The following is a 15,971-nucleotide window of genomic DNA, read 5'->3' as shown; positions in this document are numbered from 1 at the left end:
CGCTCGGGTCGAGTTTGCGTGGCGCTCAGTATCATTGACATGTCGAACGCTTCCTGCGTGACCTCTCGGGTTCCCGGGAGGTCACGCGGGTCGCGAGCATCATGGGCTGTTGCCGGCGGTCGGGGGATCGAACCGATGCCCCGAGCCTGCGCTCCTGAATCCGAGAACCGCGCCGCCGATGAGCAGCAGGGCTGCGAGGATGCCCAGGACGATCGGCAGGGTCTTGCCGAACAGGCTGAGCTTGTCCAAGCTCTCCTGGGTGACGGCCAACTGGGCCTCGATGGTCTCCTCGTCGAAGACGAGGTGCGACTTCAGAATATCGACGTCGACCTGGCCCGCGCTGCGACCGTAGTACATGTGGATGTTCTCGCCGCCCTTGAGGACGGCGCCGGTCTTCGGCTCCACCCACACGTCGCGGGTGTTGGTGTAGAAGCGGGTCATGGTGACCGGCTCGGTGCCCTCGAGGCCCCACTTGGCGGCGGGCAGCGCGAGCTGGTGGGACGGGTGTTTGACGACGTCCCACATGTTCGTCACCGGGATGGTCTGCCGGAAGTGGTACACCGGCACGCCGTTGATCTCCGACTCCTCGACGAAATCGATGTCATGGGTGGCGCGGGCGTTGAGATCGAAGTACGGGTACGTCTTCTTTTCGGTCCCGATCGGGAAGCGGTACTGCAGGCCGCGGCGCTGCTGCTCGGTGGCGATCGCGGCGCCCGACCAGGGGTCCTGAGCCACGGCGATCGAACCATTGGGCGAGGCGTCGATCGGCGCGCCGGTGACGCGGTCGATGGTGACGCGGTCGACCGAGGCGGTGAGCAGACCGTCCTTGGGGTCCCGGTCGTCGCGACGCAGAGTCTGGCCGGCCTGGAGGGTCATCTTATCGGCGTCCGAGGGCTCCTCGATCGTCAGGAAGCGCTGCGAAACGAGCGGCACGTCGATGTTCACCTTGGCGGCACCCTCGGTCGCGGTGAGCGACTTCGCGTCCAGCACAAGGCTTTCCTCGCCGGGAACGCTCCTGGCGATGGTGGTGATCCGCAGGTCGAGCGGCGTCTTGGCGACCTTGCCGACCGTGTAGGTGGGGATCATGACGGCGGCCGCGAGCAGCAGCGCGCCGAGCCCGACGAGGACGCAGGCGATGAGCCTGCGCACGTTGCTCATCGCGAGCCGTACTGCACGCTGCCGAGCAGCGACGAGCCCGGATCACCGGACTCGGAGCTGTCGGGCCCCGGGGTCGAATTCTGCTGCGCGCCCGCGGTGATGCCGAGAACGGCAATCACTCCGAGTGCCGCGCCGGCCAGACCGCTGACCATACCGGGGACGACAAACTTCATAGATCGAACTCCAATTGCGCGGTGGGAAAATCAGCCGACGGAGAAGAACCCGATGGTCGGGGCGAACGAGCAGGTCCGGTCACCATCGGCGGAGGCCCTGGTGAGCGAGCCGGTGATCACGGCCGCGATCCGGCCGGGACCGGTGTCGGCGATCGCGGACAGAGTGACCGGGCCGTCGGAGTTGATGCCTGCCGCGTTGGTGAGCGGTTGGGTGCCGGTGCGGCGGTTGTCGAGGTTGATCCACTGCACCGTCATCGGCGTATTCTGTACGGCGGTAGCGCTTTTCGTGCCCAGTGCGGTGAAGACGAAGCCGGTCTGACCCGCGGCAGGTCCGGGCGGGGGCAGTTCGGCCGGGCCGGGGACCGCCAGCGCGGTGCCGACGGAATCCGAGGTCGGGCCGACGCAGCCCTTACCGAGGGTCGGGTAGAGGAACTGCGCGATGCGCGGGCCGTCCGACGGGGGCAGGTCTGGTCCGCCGCCGCCGCTGCCGTCGAGGAAGGTGATGGCCTTCTCGAGGGTGGCCTTGACCTGCGCGGGGATGCCTGGCGTTGCCAGCAGCACACGGGCTTGGGTCAGGATCGCTGCCTGTCCGCGGTCGGCGATCGGGGCGGGGGCGGAAATGGTGCCTACGATCGTCGGTGCCAGCGCCGCGAGCGCGTCCGAGGGGACGTTCTCGGCGATGGCGGGGACGCCCGGTTGCGTCGCGGCGGACTGCGGGGCAGCCATCGTGGGCGTGGGTGCCACGAGTGCCGCGCCCGCCGCTAGTACGAGGGCGGACAGTGCGGTTCGCGATGCTGGAGTGCTCGGCACGGGTCGGCGGTCCTTTGTTCGGCGGATAGGTGAAGCGGCCCGAAAAGGTCGGTGTTATCTCGGGTTTCAGATATTTTGGAGAGGTGAATGCGACGCTGACAGCGACGAGCGGACGGATGATTCTGGAATTCATCCAGCACTCCTCTCGGCACGATCCAATAACACCATGCCGTCGGGTTGTCGTTTTCGCCGTTCGAGATTTTTTGATTTATTCATCGGCCGCAACAACTATCTTCGTAGAAGTCCACAATCCGCTCGGCCGCATATTTGCGATAACCTCTTGTGAATTTTCATAACACCTGACGCAATTCAACATCACTGTTTTGTGCAATCGGAGCAAAGTCAGCGCGGTTGTCCACAGCCGATCGAGGCCGAATTGCTGCTTCACAGCGAGCGGGAAGTGATCTCCTGGCTAGCGGCGACCATGAAGGCACGGCCGTCTCTGACGCCGCGGCCTGCATCACGCCCGGTCCGCGGCCGGGGTGTGCTCGTCTAGGGAGCGGAGATGAGATCGAGGGCGGTGCCGGTGACCAGGGCGAGGCCGTAGCGGGCTGCGGGGTGGGAGGGGCGCGGGCATCGTGGTTGCGGTGGGAGTTACTGCCGAATCGCGGGACCGTGGCGTCGACGTAGGGCTCGAGCATGCCTTTTGCGATCTGTTCGGTGACCTCCACCATTCGTTCTCGGGCGATGTCGTTGCCGAAGAACGTGTGGTTGGCCGGGCAGGTCAGCATCGTGCGCAACTCCTGGGTCTGCTGGCCGCGGTGGACGCCGGTCGCGGCTTCGTACACGTCGACGGTGACCCTGGCGGGGTAGAAGTCGACCCATCCGCTCAGCCGGGACGACGCGGGAGTCTTGTACTCGCAGTGGCGGATCGGTGTTGTCGCGGCGTGCGCGGGCGACCGGGACGCCCGGGTTCTCGCACAGCTTCTGCGCGGGGGCGACGGAGGTGGGTCGCGTCGTTTCCGGTTCACCGCCGAACGGGCGGATCACGACGACCGCAATCACCGCCACGGCTGCCGATGCGGCGGCGAGCAGCCCCTCGGCGTCGGACAGCAGTGACGCACGGACCACGACGTGTTCGCCGGCTGCGCCGGTGCAGCCGAATCGGTCGCCGAGTTCGCTGCCGTCCGATCCTCGCTCGGGGTAGACGATTTCGGTCCAGGCCCGTGTCACCGGGCGGGCGTGGCCGATCCGGATGACGAGCCCGAGATCGCAGACGGCGACGACGACATCGACATCCTCGGCGCGGTGCATCGAGTGCACGATGCCCAGCGACGCGGCAACGGCCCGCGCACACCCGAACAGATTGTCCCGCAACGAAGATCAGCCGTCCAACGTGAGGACGACCCGGGCAGTCCGCTCCTCATTGTGTTCCTGCCCTGCTGTGCTGCCGCCAATTCCAGTACTCCGACGACGATCGAGGCGACCAGCGGTTCGATCCATTCCGGTCGTCGAAGCCCGACCTCGAAGCGCGCGATCCCACCGAGTGCAGACAGATCTTCCGGAACGTGTGGGTGGCGATGGGGACGGTTCCGCCGCAGACCTGTGCGAGTGGTGCGTAACAGTTTTGAGCGACCATTGTGCGCGTGGTGCGGCATTCGCGCTGATCCACCGCGGCTGCACTAATCTTTGTTTGCTTGAAGATTGCCTGCATCATCGACTCGGAAGGGTGGCTCGGTCATGATCGTCGAGGATTCCTATCTGGTTCCCCCGAACGTTGCCGATTACATGTCGGTGCGGTCGTTGCGGCTGCGCGGTACCGATGAGGAGATGGGCCGTGAGCTGGCAGAGCTGGCGCGCCGCGATTACGGCACCGCGCTGACCCGTTACGCCGACCCTGCTTATGCCGCCGCCCGGGTGGCCTATCTCGACCGCAATCACCCCACCCTGGCCGCTCGCGCCCGCGGCGTGGCCGAGGTGTTCGGGCTCGCGCCCGGCGACACCGTCTTCGACACGTCGATCCTGGCCTACGACGGTCCCGCGCGCCCGGCATGCTCGGCGGTGTTCGTTCCGGCGGCGCTGACCACCACCGGGCATCCGCTGATCGGACGCAACATGGACTGGTACCTACTGCGGATGAGCCGGCTCGCCGGTCTGCCCGCCGGTCCCGACGAGCATCTGTCGTGCTCACGCACGGTGCTGCTGTCGACCACCAGCGAATCCGGGCGCACCGCACTGCAACTGGGCTCCCACGACATGCTCAGCCCCGGCTACGACGGCATGAACGAGGCCGGGTTGATGATCGCCCTACTGGTAGACCATCAGGGTGCGGGTAACCCCGGCGCGTCCCCCGCGGGCGGATTCGCGCACGGCCTGAGCTCGATGCAGCTGGTCGGGTACGTGCTCGCCACCGCGAACACCGTCGCCGAGGCCAAGCAAGCTTTGCTCACCCAGCATTTCTTCGTGCCGACCCCCGAAGGTCAGCATTGGCTGATCGCCGACGCGACCGGCGCGGCAACGGTTTTCGAGATCGACGGCAAAACCCGCCAGTACCATTTCGTGGACGCCTGCGACAACGCGCCGCTGGTCATGACCAACCACGCCCTGCACACCTACCCCACCCTCGAGTCCTTCCCTCAGGTAGATCCGGGCAAGGAACACGACTCGTTCGTCCGCTACCGCATGCTCACAGACGCCGTCGCCGCCCACTCCGGCCCCTGGAGTCCCGACGATGTCAACGCGCTGCTCGATGTCGTGCTGTGCGCCTTCGTCGACAACACCGCCGCCGGAGTGGCCGGTGGCATGCCCGAGCGCACCCTGTGGAACTACCTCGCCGACCCTGTCGCCCGCAGCTACCGGTTCCGGTTCCACCAGCACGACGAAGGCCCCGAACCAGGCACCAATCACATGCGTGTGCGACGCACCGACCCGATCGAGGTCTCGATGGACTCGGTCCTGGCCTGACCGTCCAGCACGCCGGTGGGGTGGTTGGTGTATTCGCCTTCGCCACCTCCGGCGCGCTGCCGGCCGTGCGTAAACGATTCGACATCGTCGGTATCGCCGCGGCCCTGCTGCACTCCGTGCACTACCGGCCTGGCGCCGGCGTCACTCTGCGGCTACTCGCCCTGCGCTACCACTGGCGCGCACCACCGCCCGCCGCGAAACCTCCCACACGGCAACCGAACTCGACCAATGACTCGGCGGGCCGGGCTACCTGCGCGCGTGGGCGGCAGGTGGTCCCCGGGCGCCACCGCGGCTGCTCTCTGAGCTGAAAATGGCCCTCTACCAGGGACTCACAGCGACCGCGAAATGATCTCCTTCATGATCTCGCTGGTGCCGCCGTAGATCCGGTTCACCCGGGAACCGGTGTACATATTGGCGATCGGATACTCCATCATGTAGCCGTAGCCGCCGAACAGTTGCAGGCACTTGTCGACGACCTTGTCGCAGGTCTCGGCCGCGAACAGCTTGGCCATCGAGGCCGTCGCCGGATCGTTCTTGCCGTCGATGTACTGCTGGATCGCATGATCGACCATCGTCTTGATGGCCAGTGCCTCGGTCTTGACCTCGGCCAGGGTGAACGCGTTGTGCTGGAACTTGCCGATCGGCCGGCCGAACGCCTCGCGCTCGCGGGAGTAGGCCAGCGCCTCGAGCACGGCGGCTTCGGCCAGCGCCGAGCACAGGCTGGCGATGATCAGCCGCTCCCGCGCCAGCTGCTCCATCAACTGGTAGAAGCCCAGACCCTCCTGCGCGCCGAGCAGATTCGCCACCGGCACGCGCATGTCGGAGAAGAACAGTTCCCTCGTGTCCTGTGCGTGCTGCCCCATCTTCTCCAGCACCCGGCCCCGTTCGAAACCGGGCAGATCCTTGGTCTCGGCGACGATCAGCGAGACGCCCGCCGAGCCCTGGGACGGGTCGGTCTTGGCGACGATGACCAGCAGATCGCAATGCGTGCCATTGGAGATGAAGGTCTTCGAGCCGTTGACGATGTAGTGGTCGCCCTCGCGAATGGCGGTGGTGCGCACCGACTGGAGATCGGATCCGGTCCCCGGTTCGGTCATGGCGATGGCCAGCACGAGTTCGCCGCTGATGATGCCGGGCAGCCATTTCGCGCGCTGCTCGGCATTGCCGTAGTGGTAGATGTAGTGCGAGACGATCGGGGAGTGCACGGAGAAGCCGAAGCCGTTGTCGTGCGCGTAGACCAGCTCTTCCTGCACGATCGCCTGGAAGCCGAAATCACCGCCCGCGCCGCCGAATTCCTCGGGCAGGTCGAGTCCGAGCAGGCCCGCGTCGCCGGCCTTGTTCCAGAATTCGCGGTCGACCATGTGCTGGCGGGTCCAGCGTTCCCGGTTGGGCACGCTCTCCTTCTGGAAGAACTCGGCGGCGTGCTTGCGTAGCTCGCGGTGCTGGTCGGTTTCCCAGGTGGGCCGGTAGTCGGGGAAGAGTTTCGACATCGTTGTTTCTCTACTTTCCGGTGGTGGCGGCGAGGACGCCGTTGAGCGGCAGGTCGTGCCGGGCCGCGAGCTCCTCGAGTTCGGCGATGGTCTTGTCGGCGAAGGCGTTCCGGAATCCGTCGTGGCTGCCGTCGGCGCCGAAGACGTCCAGTGCGCCCTGGAAGAAGTGGGGTTCGATGGCGCCCAGTGCGATGTGGCCGTCCTTGCACTCGTACACGCCGTATCCGGGGAAGGCCCCGCCGAGTACCGCGCCGGGTGCCGTCAGCCGGTAGCGGACGGCATCACCCGCGCGGGCCGCCGCCTGTTCCAGCGCGACCCGATACGGTTGTCCCGCACCGGTTTCCGCGCGCCGCACCAGAGCGGCCAGGGCGGTGGAGACGGCCCGCTCGGCGCCGAGCATGTCGGCGATCGGCACGGTCGGCAGGTGCGGCGGCCGCAGCGTGCCGTGCACGGCCTGGTAGTTGAGGTCGTGGCCGGGGATCTCGGGGTCCTGGTCGTGACCGACGATCTCGATCAGCGAGAGCCGGGGGAAGCGCTCGTGCGGTCGATCCAGCCCGAGGCGGGTCAGCGCGGTCGGGCGCATCGAGGTGATGAGCAGATCGGCGCTGGCGAGCAGCCGGTCGAGTTCGGTGCGGTCGGCCGATTGCTTGACGTCCAGGGTGCGGACGGTCTGCGCCGAGGTCAGGGTGGCGTACCAGTCCGGCGCGGCGGCGGCGAGCGGATCGCCGCCAGGCGGTTCCACCTTGGTGACCGTGGCGCCGAGTTCCGCGAGCCGGGCCGCGGCCAGCGGGCCGGGCAGGTTCACCGCCAGCGATACGACCTCGACACCGGCGAGGGGTTGCGTCATTGCCATCTCCACTGATATTCGACAATACAGATGTATAGTAAGCATGTCGATGGTATCGATAAAGTGTCAAGTGCCCAGCGACGTAGAATCGGCCGATGCGACGAACTGAGAGCAGATGCTGAATCCACGGGCCACCAACGACGACCTGACCGCCAAGGCGCGAATTCGCAACGCCGCCATGGATCTGTTCGCGCAGTACGGTGAATCCCGGGTCTCGCTGCGCGCGGTCGCCGCCGCCGCGGGCGTCACGCTCGGCCTGGTGCAGCATCACTTCAAGACCAAAGCGGGCCTGGTCGAGGCCGTCGATCAGCTCATCGTCGACTACTTCGACGCCGCCGTGTCCTCGATCCCGCCCACGGGTACACCCGGCGAGGTCGCCGCCGCTCGCGACGCGGCGGTGCGCGCCATGCTGCACGACAACCCGGCCGTGGTGAACTATGTCCGCCGGGTCGTGCTGGAACCGGGCGAGACCCAGACCCGGCTGCTGGAGTCGCTGGTCGAGCTGACTCGCCGCGAGGTCAGCGGCCTGCGTGAGGCGGGACTGGCCTCCACCGTCCGCCGCGAATCCACCCAGATCGTCGAGGTACTGGTCCGGCAGTTCGGTGAACTGTTGCTCGCGCCGATGATCGATGCGGTCTGGGAGCGGGTGGCGCAGGCGAACGAGGAAGCCAAGCCACGACTTTCGATCAGCGTGGGGGAGTGAGCGCGCCGGTACAGTCGACAGTGCTGTGAATTCCAACGGCTTCGGGGAGGAAGCATGTGGCGACAGCGCCTCGGTGTAGTGGGAATCGTCGTCCTGCTGGTGGCCGCGTCGGCGGCGTGCTTCAGCCGATCACCGGACCCCTGCCCGGATTTCGGGTCGGTCGGCACCCAGCCGTGCCCGCTGCCGGATTCGCCGTCGACGCCCCTTACGCCGCGACCGGCCCCGGCGCCGCGACCGGAACCCGCGCTCCCCGCCGGGCGACATCCCGTAGTCGTGCACGACTGCGATCTCGACGGCGGCTACAGCGTGCGCGAGCGCCGCAATCCGCCACCCGACGCCGGTCGTGCGATCGACACCCACGCGATCGAGGTGTACGAGACGAGCAGTGACCACTCGTTCGGTAACCACCCCGAAGGCACGGCCGACATCTATGTCCACGCCACGATCCGTCCGCAGGTGCTGGTCCTGAAGGCCTACGAACCGACCCTGTGGCGGATTCACGCCGACCCCGGCGTCGTGCTGGCGATGGTCGTGGTCGACGGCTACCACCGGCAGCGGGTCGAGGGGGTGCCCGGCGATATCGAGGTGGTCACCTCCGCGAACTGGCCGTCGATTCCCGACCGGCGGCTGGCCGAACTCGCCGATCAGCCACGCGCGTCCGAAACCTATTGCTACAACGCCAGTTTGTTCTCGGTGCGGCAGTACACGGGCGAGGTCGGACGCTAGGCGGGGTCCTGTCCGGCCTGGCCGGCGCGGCGAGCACCCAGTACTCGCATCAGGCTGAGTGTCCGCGCCTGCGTGGCCGCCTCGGCGCTCATCCGTCCGCCGGCGGCCTCCTCGGCCGCGGCGTGGGCGAGCCGGATCGTGACGCTCACCAACCAGGCGAGCGGGAGCGAAGCGTCGAACTCGCCCGCTGCCTGCCCGCGCCGGATCACCCGCGCCAAGCGGTCCGCGATCGGAGTGTGCTGCTCGCGGGCTGTCTCCGGGGTCGCCGGAAGCGCGTTGATCTGTTGCAGCAGAACGGGATACCGGGCGGATTCGCCCGCCGCCGCGTCGAGGACGCGCAGCAGGGCTTCGGCTGCCGGCCCGTCGTCGGGGAGCGCGGCGTCCATAGCCGCGGCGGTCGATTCGGTGATCCGTGCCAGGACGGCGTGCAGCAGGCGTTCGCGCGACGGGTAGTGCGCGTACACGGTCTGCCGGGTGACGTCCGCGGCGGCGGCGATGGCTTCGACGCTCGCGTCCGGTTGGTCGTTCAGGACCGTGGTGGCCGCATCGAGGATCGCCGCTCGACTGTGGCGGGCATCGGCGCGGCGCTTGCGTGGTGGATTCATCTCTTACATCTTGTCAGATTTAGGTCGGAGCTGTACGTTTTACAGCGTGTAAGAATTAATCCTTTCGTGAGGAGATCCGTGCCGTCTTTCGCTGACCCGAAGACATTCATCGCCGACTTCTACCGCTCGTTCAACGAGCAATTGCTCGCAAGCGACGAGGACGCGTCCGCCGTCGTCGACCGGTTCCACGCCCCCGATATCGTGCAGTTCGCCGACGGGCATCGAATAGACCGCGACAAACTGATCGCCCACTGCCGCCCGGTCCGCAAGAATCGCCCCGAGGCGCGTATCGAGGTGTACGACGCGGTCGCGGACGGCGACTCGATCGCCGCCCGCTACGCCATGCACGTGCGGCAGCGCGGCAAGGATCTGGCCATCGAGGTGTATTTCTTCGGTCGCTTCACCGAGGACGGCCGAATGCGAGAGGCGCACATGCTCACTCGCACCGCGCGAACGGCGGCCGAATCATGAGCGCCCGTCATTCGGCAAGCGCCTCGTAGGCGGCGGTCAACTCCGCGAGCACGCCGTCGGCGGGCGACGGCGCGCGGTCGAGATGGGTGGCGCGGAGCTCGGTCATGAAGCGCTCCCACAGCGGCGGGCCGCCCGCGGCCAGGAGTTCGGCGCGGATGGTGAGCTCGGGGGCGGTGTCGAGCCAGTGCGCACCCCATGCCCCGAGCTGCGCGAGCACCGGGACGAGCTGAATGGCGGGCTCGGCGAGGTGGTATTCGACCTTCTGGCGATGGGTCGGATCGTCGTCGCGGGTGAGCAGGCCCGCGGCCACCAGCTTGGCCAGGCGATCGGCCAGGATGTTGGACGCGATGCCCTCGAGCGAGCCCGTCAGGAGCTCGCGGAAGTGGGTGTTGCCGCTGAACATGATGTCGCGCAGCACGATCAGGCTCCAGCGGTCGCCGAGGAGCTCGATCGTCCTATTGATCGGACAGCCGGATCTGCCCGGCGGCACCGGCAGCTTTTCATGCACAACTGGTTGCGACATAAGAGCAGTCTAGGGTACGTTCGCAACTGCTTGCAATTCACAATCAGAAGGGGCTCCGACATGACACAGATAGTTCGTGTCCAGAACTTCACGATCTCCGCGGACGGATACGGGGCGGGGGAGGGGCAGAGCCTGGACCGCCCGTTCGGTCACGCCGATCCGAGCCGGCTCATGTCGTGGGCGGGGGCCACCGCGCACTGGCCGGGACGCACCGAACCGGGCGGCACCTACGGCCTGGACGACTACCTCACCCGCGACTTCGCCAACAACATCGGCGCGGAGATCATGGGCCGCAACAAGTTCGGCCCCCAGCGCGGCCCGTGGGAGAACTACGACTGGCAGGGCTGGTGGGGCGACGAGCCGCCGTTCCACACGCCGGTCTTCGTGCTCACCCACCACCCGCGTCCCTCGTTCACACTGTCGGACACCACCTTTCATTTCGTCGACGCGTCGCCGAAGGAAGCGCTGGCCCAGGCGCTCGACGCCGCCGACGGCAAGGACGTTCGGATCGGCGGCGGTGTCGCCACGGTCCGCGCCTTCCTGGCGGCCGACCTGATCGACACCATGCATGTCGCCGTCGCGCCGGTCACCCTCGGCCGTGGCGAACGCCTGTGGGAGAGCCCCGCCGAATACACGGATCGCTTCCACCTCGAGCAGGTCCCGAGCCCGAGTGGGATCGTGCACCACCTCTTCTGGCGCAAGTGAATCCGCGCCGCGAGTCACGCGGTTATCGTGGGGCATGCTTCAGCGGGGGACGCGGTTCGCGGGTTACCGAATCGAGCAATCGCTGGGTGCGGGCGGTATGGGCGCGGTCTATCTCGCACGGCATCCGCGGTTGCCGCGTTCGGACGCGCTGAAGATCCTCGCCGCCGCCGTCGGGTCCGATGCCGCGGCCGCGCGACGTTTCGAACGGGAGGCCGACCTGGCCGCCCGCCTGTCCCACCGCAATATCGTGACCGTGTTCGATCGTGGCGTCGAGCACGGCCGCCGCTGGATCGCCATGCAGTACGTGGCCGGCGTCGATGTCGCGCGCCTGCTCGATGACGGGCCGCTTCCGCCGGATCGGGCGGTCCACATCCTCGCGGAGGTGGCGCGCGGACTGGACCACGCGCACACCGTGGGCGTGCTGCATCGCGATGTGAAGCCCGCCAACATCCTGGTCGCCGACAGCGGCGACGACAACGTCCTGATCACCGATTTCGGTATCGCGCACAGTCTCGACGAATCGGTCGCGCTCACCACCACCGGTGCGGTGATCGGCACCCTCGCCTACGTCGCACCCGAACAGATCCAGGGCGGCGACATCGACGGCCGGGCCGATATCTATTCACTCGGTGCCACCCTGTACGAAATGCTCACCGGGCGAAAACCATTCGCCGGCTCGACGCCGCTGTCGGTGCTGCACGCCCACCTGACCGAACCGCCGCCCGAACCGTCCGCGGTCGACCCGGGGCTGCGGGCCTTCGACGCGGTCATCGCCACGGCCATGGCCAAGGATCCCGCCCGGCGCTACCGCACCTGCCGTGCCCTGGCCGAAGCCGCGGAGCGGGCGGCGGCGGAAAAGCCCACGCTCCGGGCCGAACCCGTGGCCTACGATGTGCGCACCGCGAAGAGCACCCCGCTGGAAATCGTCGTGAGCGTCTGCCTGCTCGTCGCCGCCGTCGTCTGCGCCCTCGTCCTGGGAATCGCCACGCGGGAACGTCATTCCTCCGATGCCGGGAAAGCGGCATCGTACGGCTCGGCGCAGTGGATCGCCGACCTGTACCCGGCGCTGATCCCGAAAACCGCCACCCGGGCTGCGGTCCCCGCTCCCGAAGCCACCGGCTACCGCGGGTTGACCTGCCATGCGGAAAACACCACCGGCCTCGGCCTCTGGTGCCCGAGCCGGTCCGGCAACCCGTCCAACAGTTTCCTCTGCCAGCGTGGCCGCGAGTTGTATCCGGACGGGCCACCCGGCAAATACGCCTACATCGAACGCCTCGACCGCCCCGACGCCCCGGCCACCCTCTGGCGCGACACCACCGACGGTTCGGCCATCACCATCGTCTTCGACACCACCCCGCGCAGCCAGTGCGCCATCGTCTCCACCTGGGATCGCCCCTTCGACGACCTTCTCGGTTGGTGGCGCACCATCCCCCGGTTGTAGTTGCGATACGGAACACGCTTGTATCGTAATCGATTCGGGGTTACCGTCGAGTTGTGAGTTCAGTGCAGCCTGGTGGGAGCAAGTCGAAATCCGGTGGGAGGCCGAGAGATCCGGAGCGGGACCGGGCTCTGCTGGCGGCAGTCCGCGAGATTCTGCCGGAGGTCGGGTACGACCGGTTGACCATGGAGTCGGTGGCGGCGCGGGCAGGAGCCAGCCGGGCGACGGTATATCGGCGGTGGAAGGACAAGTCGGAGCTGGTCCGGGACGCGGTGCGGCTGCTGGCGTGGGACGAGCCGCTGCCGGATACGGGCAGCCTGCGCGAGGATCTGCTCGCGGTGGGCGCGATGTACTCGGACCGCAACGGTCCGCGGGATGCGTTCCTGTCTGCGATAGCGGCGTCGATCAATCGTGATCCGGCACTTCGGGACACGGTGGACCGGGTCATCGGGGAGCCGCGCCGGGCCGCGTACACGGCGATCGTGGATCGGGCCCGCCGCCGCGGGGAGATCGCGGCGGCGGCGCAGACCGAACTGATCGCCGATGTCGTGCCCGCCATGATCTTCTACCGCCTGCTCGACGGCGAGCAACCCATCGATGGGGCGTACTACGAGCGGATCATCGACGCCTTGGTCGTGCCGCTGCTGACCGGATATCGGAAACGGGGAGACGTATGAGAATCGTTGTGTTCGGGGCCAACGGAAGGACCGGCCTGCACGTGGTGCGCCAAGCGCTGGATCGAGGGCACGAGGTAACCGCCGCGGTCCGGCGTCCCGACGAATTCCCCTGCGCCGCACCACGGTTGCGTGTGGTTCGGGCAGACGCCTACGACGGCGATTCGGTCGCGGACGCAGTCGGCGGACACGACGCCGTGATCTCCGCGCTGGGCGGTACCTACACTCGCAAGCCCGTCTCGATCTTCACCGAGGGCATCGGGAACATCATGCACGCGATGTGCCGCCACCGGGTGCGACGACTGGTGTGCGTCAGTTCGGTCTGCGTCGCGGGCACCGCCGCACCCGGCGAGACCTTGCTGTTCCGCCGGGTCCTACTGCCGATTCTGCTCAACCTGGGCCGCACCGCCTACGCCGATATGCGCAGCATGGAACACGCCGTCGAGCGCAGCGACCTGGACTGGACGATCATGCGCGCATCCGGACTCTTCGACAGCCGCCGCCCGACCGACTACCGCGTGGCCTGCTCGAGTATTCCCGGGCGCTACACCGCACGCGCGGACCTGGCCGGTGCCCTGGTCTCCGCGGCCACCGGAAACGCCCACCTCCGTGCCCGCGTCGATGTCGTCACCACGGCCGGAACACCCCGGCTCGCCGACTCCTTCCGACGGAGGTCCGCATGATCCAGATCGCCGTCGTCGCCTACCCTGGAATGACCGCCTTGGATGCGATCGGCCCGTTCGAAGTTCTGCGCGGGCTCCCCGATGCCGAATTCCGTTTCGTCTGGCACGAACCCGGCCCGATCACCACCGACAGTGGTGTGCTGATCCTGGCCGCCACCCACGCCTTCGACGAGACGCCCGCGCCGGACATCGTTCTCGTCGGCGGCTCGATCCCCAACACGATGGTGACCGCCGCCGACGAGAAGCTGCTCGCGTGGCTGCGCCGCGTCCATGAGACCAGCACCTGGACCGCCTCGGTGTGCAGCGGTGCGATCATCCTGGCCGCGGCCGGGTTGCTCGACGGCCGCCCCGCCACCACACACTGGGCAGCGCAGTCGGCGCTCGCCGGGCTCGGTGCGAAACCGCAGCGCGACAAGCGAATCGTGCGTGACGGGAGGATCGTCACTGCTGCCGGTGTCTCGGCGGGACTGGACCTGGGCCTCTGGTTGATCGGCGAGCTGGCGGGCCGTGACCGTGCCGAGGCGGTCCAGCTCGCCATCGAGTACGACCCCCAGCCCCCGTTCGGCACCGGCCACCCGAGCAAGGCGCCGGCGCGGACCAAGGTCGCCGCGGCCCGGCTCACCGCTGATCTGGTCGCCGCCAGCCAGCTCGACGGCGAACTCGTGTCCGGCTCGAAAGTGTTGTGGGCCAGTGCAATTCGGCGAGCCAGGGCTCGCTGGAGTATCTGAGCTCGCACGGGCGGTCGGTGGCAGGGTTTCGGTGTGATTGCGGCGCACCTCACACCGGCTTCCGTCGGCGTCGAGCGGGGTGATACGTTGACCCCAGATACGTAAGTTACCGGCCGGTAACACGATTGGGGGCCGGTAGTGGGGACTTCTCCGAGCGGGGGAACTGCATCATGAGCACTGCGACGATCGCACTCGGGATCATCGGTGCCGCCATCACGGTGATCTGCTGGGTGGCGCTGGCCACCGGATTGAGCCGGATGATTCGCGTACTGCGCGCGGGCGCGCCGGATTCGTCTCGGCTGCGGCCGGTACTGCCGCGCCTCGCGACGGTGTTCGTCGAGGTCGCCGCGCACACCCGGATGAACAAATTCCGGAGTGTCGGCTGGGCGCACTGGCTGATCATGGTCGGATTCCTGCTCGGAATGGTCTTCTACTTCGAGTCCTACGGGCAGACCTTCGATCCCGAATTCCATTGGCCCGTCATCGGAAACACGGCGGGCTACCACCTGCTGGAGGAGATTCTCAGTCTCGCCACGATCATCGGCATCACCGCGCTGATCGTCATCCGGCAGCGAAACCATCCCCGGCGCCCGGAGCGGCTGTCGCGCTTCAGCGGATCGAATTTCCTCGCCGCGTATCTCATCGAGACGATCGTGATGATCCACGGGCTCGGCGATGTGCTGGTGAAAGCGGGCAAGATCGCGACCTACGGCGGCGGCCATCTGTCGACCGACCCGCTGACCATGCAGGTCGCGCGGGTGCTGCCGAACAGTCCGCTGATGATCTCGATCTTCGCGTTCGTCAAGATGCTCGCGGGAGCGGCGTTCCTCTACATCATCGGCCGCAAACTCACCTGGGGTGTTGCGTGGCACCGGATTTCGGCGTTCTTCAACATCTACTTCAAGCGTGAGGGCGACGGCGGCGTCGCACTGGGCGCGGCCAAGCCGCTGACCGTCGCGGGCAAGCCGGTCGACCTCGAGGGAGTCGAGGAGCTCGGCGAGGACGCCGTGTTCGGAACCGGCAAGATCGAGGACTTCAGCTGGAAAGGGTTGCTGGACTTCACGACCTGCACCGAGTGTGGTCGCTGCCAGTCGCAGTGCCCGGCCTGGAACACCGGAAAGCCGCTCTCGCCGAAACTGCTCATCACGTCGCTGCGCGACCACACCTACGCCAAAGCGCCCTACCTGCTGGCCGGCGGGGACGAGGAAGCGCTGCAACAGATCTCGGAGCGAGATCGAGCCGAGGCGGAGCGTCCGTTGGTCGGTGGTGTGGATGTGAACGGGATCATCGATCCCGAGGTGTTGTGGTCGTGCACGACCTGTGGTGCGTGTGT

The 15,971-nt window shown here is 67.4% G+C and carries 19 protein-coding genes; 12 read left to right on the top strand and 7 right to left on the bottom strand.

Features of this window, described 5'->3' with window-relative positions:
* Window positions 1–99: 99 nt before the first annotated feature.
* Genes ACFVMC_RS29735 through ACFVMC_RS29725 form a run of 3 tightly spaced genes read right to left on the bottom strand, consistent with a single transcriptional unit; the run spans window position 100 to window position 2,057 of the window.
* Entirely contained in the window at window positions 100–1,158 is a 1,059-nt protein-coding gene (locus ACFVMC_RS29735) for a DUF3068 domain-containing protein (RefSeq protein ID WP_379215741.1), read from the bottom strand.
* On the bottom strand, window positions 1,155–1,331 hold the full coding sequence (locus tag ACFVMC_RS29730; RefSeq protein ID WP_379215739.1) for a DUF2613 domain-containing protein: 177 nt from the start codon (window positions 1,329–1,331) through the stop codon (window positions 1,155–1,157). Before ACFVMC_RS29730 ends, ACFVMC_RS29735 begins: the two co-directional genes overlap by 4 nt.
* A gap of 30 nt (window positions 1,332–1,361) precedes the next feature.
* Window positions 1,362–2,057 (bottom strand): hypothetical protein, encoded by a 696-nt coding sequence (locus ACFVMC_RS29725; protein WP_379215738.1) that lies wholly within the window; start codon window positions 2,055–2,057, stop codon window positions 1,362–1,364.
* 744 nt (window positions 2,058–2,801) lie between these two features.
* Between ACFVMC_RS29725 and ACFVMC_RS29720 the strand changes: the two genes are divergently transcribed.
* The 3 genes from ACFVMC_RS29720 (at window position 2,802) to ACFVMC_RS29710 (ending at window position 5,353) form a co-directional block, all read left to right on the top strand.
* Window positions 2,802–2,954 carry a hypothetical protein gene (locus ACFVMC_RS29720; protein WP_379215736.1) on the top strand — a complete coding sequence of 51 codons (153 nt, stop codon included), beginning with the start codon at window positions 2,802–2,804 and terminating at the stop codon, window positions 2,952–2,954.
* Window positions 2,955–3,821: 867 nt separating this feature from the next.
* On the top strand, window positions 3,822–5,045 hold the full coding sequence (locus tag ACFVMC_RS29715) for a C45 family autoproteolytic acyltransferase/hydolase (RefSeq protein ID WP_379215734.1): 1,224 nt from the start codon (window positions 3,822–3,824) through the stop codon (window positions 5,043–5,045).
* A gap of 20 nt (window positions 5,046–5,065) precedes the next feature.
* On the top strand, window positions 5,066–5,353 hold the full coding sequence (locus ACFVMC_RS29710; protein WP_379215732.1) for a hypothetical protein: 288 nt from the start codon (window positions 5,066–5,068) through the stop codon (window positions 5,351–5,353).
* Window positions 5,354–5,374: 21 nt separating this feature from the next.
* On the opposite strand, the gene ACFVMC_RS29705 is transcribed toward ACFVMC_RS29710, so the two are convergent.
* Together ACFVMC_RS29705 and ACFVMC_RS29700 are read right to left on the bottom strand one after the other, a co-directional pair.
* Entirely contained in the window at window positions 5,375–6,535 is a 1,161-nt protein-coding gene (locus tag ACFVMC_RS29705) for an acyl-CoA dehydrogenase family protein (protein ID WP_379215730.1), read from the bottom strand.
* 10 nt (window positions 6,536–6,545) lie between these two features.
* Window positions 6,546–7,388 carry a CoA transferase gene (locus ACFVMC_RS29700; protein ID WP_379215729.1) on the bottom strand — a complete coding sequence of 281 codons (843 nt, stop codon included), beginning with the start codon at window positions 7,386–7,388 and terminating at the stop codon, window positions 6,546–6,548.
* 109 nt (window positions 7,389–7,497) lie between these two features.
* Between ACFVMC_RS29700 and ACFVMC_RS29695 the strand changes: the two genes are divergently transcribed.
* Window positions 7,498–8,085: a TetR/AcrR family transcriptional regulator gene (locus tag ACFVMC_RS29695; protein WP_379215727.1), complete on the top strand. Its 588-nt coding sequence runs from the start codon at window positions 7,498–7,500 to the stop codon at window positions 8,083–8,085.
* 54 nt (window positions 8,086–8,139) lie between these two features.
* Window positions 8,140–8,811: a hypothetical protein gene (locus tag ACFVMC_RS29690; RefSeq protein ID WP_379215725.1), complete on the top strand. Its 672-nt coding sequence runs from the start codon at window positions 8,140–8,142 to the stop codon at window positions 8,809–8,811.
* Here ACFVMC_RS29690 and ACFVMC_RS29685 read toward each other — a convergent pair.
* Window positions 8,808–9,416, bottom strand: coding sequence for a TetR/AcrR family transcriptional regulator (locus ACFVMC_RS29685; RefSeq protein ID WP_379215724.1), 609 nt, complete (start codon window positions 9,414–9,416; stop codon window positions 8,808–8,810). The genes ACFVMC_RS29690 and ACFVMC_RS29685 overlap by 4 nt on opposite strands.
* Before the next feature lie 78 nt (window positions 9,417–9,494).
* Between ACFVMC_RS29685 and ACFVMC_RS29680 the strand changes: the two genes are divergently transcribed.
* Window positions 9,495–9,887 (top strand): nuclear transport factor 2 family protein, encoded by a 393-nt coding sequence (locus ACFVMC_RS29680; protein ID WP_379215722.1) that lies wholly within the window; start codon window positions 9,495–9,497, stop codon window positions 9,885–9,887.
* A 7-nt stretch (window positions 9,888–9,894) separates the two neighbouring features.
* On the opposite strand, the gene ACFVMC_RS29675 is transcribed toward ACFVMC_RS29680, so the two are convergent.
* Complete coding sequence (locus tag ACFVMC_RS29675; RefSeq protein ID WP_379215720.1) at window positions 9,895–10,410, bottom strand: winged helix-turn-helix transcriptional regulator; 516 nt, start codon at window positions 10,408–10,410, stop codon at window positions 9,895–9,897.
* A gap of 60 nt (window positions 10,411–10,470) precedes the next feature.
* Between ACFVMC_RS29675 and ACFVMC_RS29670 the strand changes: the two genes are divergently transcribed.
* The 6 genes from ACFVMC_RS29670 to ACFVMC_RS29645 form a co-directional block, all read left to right on the top strand.
* A complete protein-coding gene (locus ACFVMC_RS29670) occupies window positions 10,471–11,115 on the top strand; it encodes a dihydrofolate reductase family protein (protein ID WP_379215719.1) in 645 nt (214 codons plus the stop codon).
* 34 nt (window positions 11,116–11,149) lie between these two features.
* A complete protein-coding gene (locus ACFVMC_RS29665) occupies window positions 11,150–12,556 on the top strand; it encodes a serine/threonine-protein kinase (RefSeq protein ID WP_379215717.1) in 1,407 nt (468 codons plus the stop codon).
* A 53-nt stretch (window positions 12,557–12,609) separates the two neighbouring features.
* Window positions 12,610–13,230 carry a TetR/AcrR family transcriptional regulator gene (locus ACFVMC_RS29660; RefSeq protein ID WP_379215715.1) on the top strand — a complete coding sequence of 207 codons (621 nt, stop codon included), beginning with the start codon at window positions 12,610–12,612 and terminating at the stop codon, window positions 13,228–13,230.
* Window positions 13,227–13,910, top strand: a complete 684-nt coding sequence (locus tag ACFVMC_RS29655) for an NAD(P)-dependent oxidoreductase (RefSeq protein ID WP_379215713.1) — start codon at window positions 13,227–13,229, stop codon at window positions 13,908–13,910. The genes ACFVMC_RS29660 and ACFVMC_RS29655 overlap by 4 nt, the downstream gene beginning before the upstream one ends.
* Complete coding sequence (locus tag ACFVMC_RS29650; RefSeq protein WP_379216080.1) at window positions 13,910–14,638, top strand: DJ-1/PfpI family protein; 729 nt, start codon at window positions 13,910–13,912, stop codon at window positions 14,636–14,638. The genes ACFVMC_RS29655 and ACFVMC_RS29650 overlap by 1 nt, the downstream gene beginning before the upstream one ends.
* A gap of 170 nt (window positions 14,639–14,808) precedes the next feature.
* A partial coding sequence (locus ACFVMC_RS29645; RefSeq protein ID WP_379215711.1) for a 4Fe-4S dicluster domain-containing protein occupies window positions 14,809–15,971 on the top strand: 1,163 nt, incomplete at its 3' end.

The organism is Nocardia sp. NPDC127579, assembly GCF_042672005.1.
GTDB lineage: Bacteria > Actinomycetota > Actinomycetes > Mycobacteriales > Mycobacteriaceae > Nocardia.
This window is presented reverse-complemented; position numbering and strand designations above follow the sequence as displayed.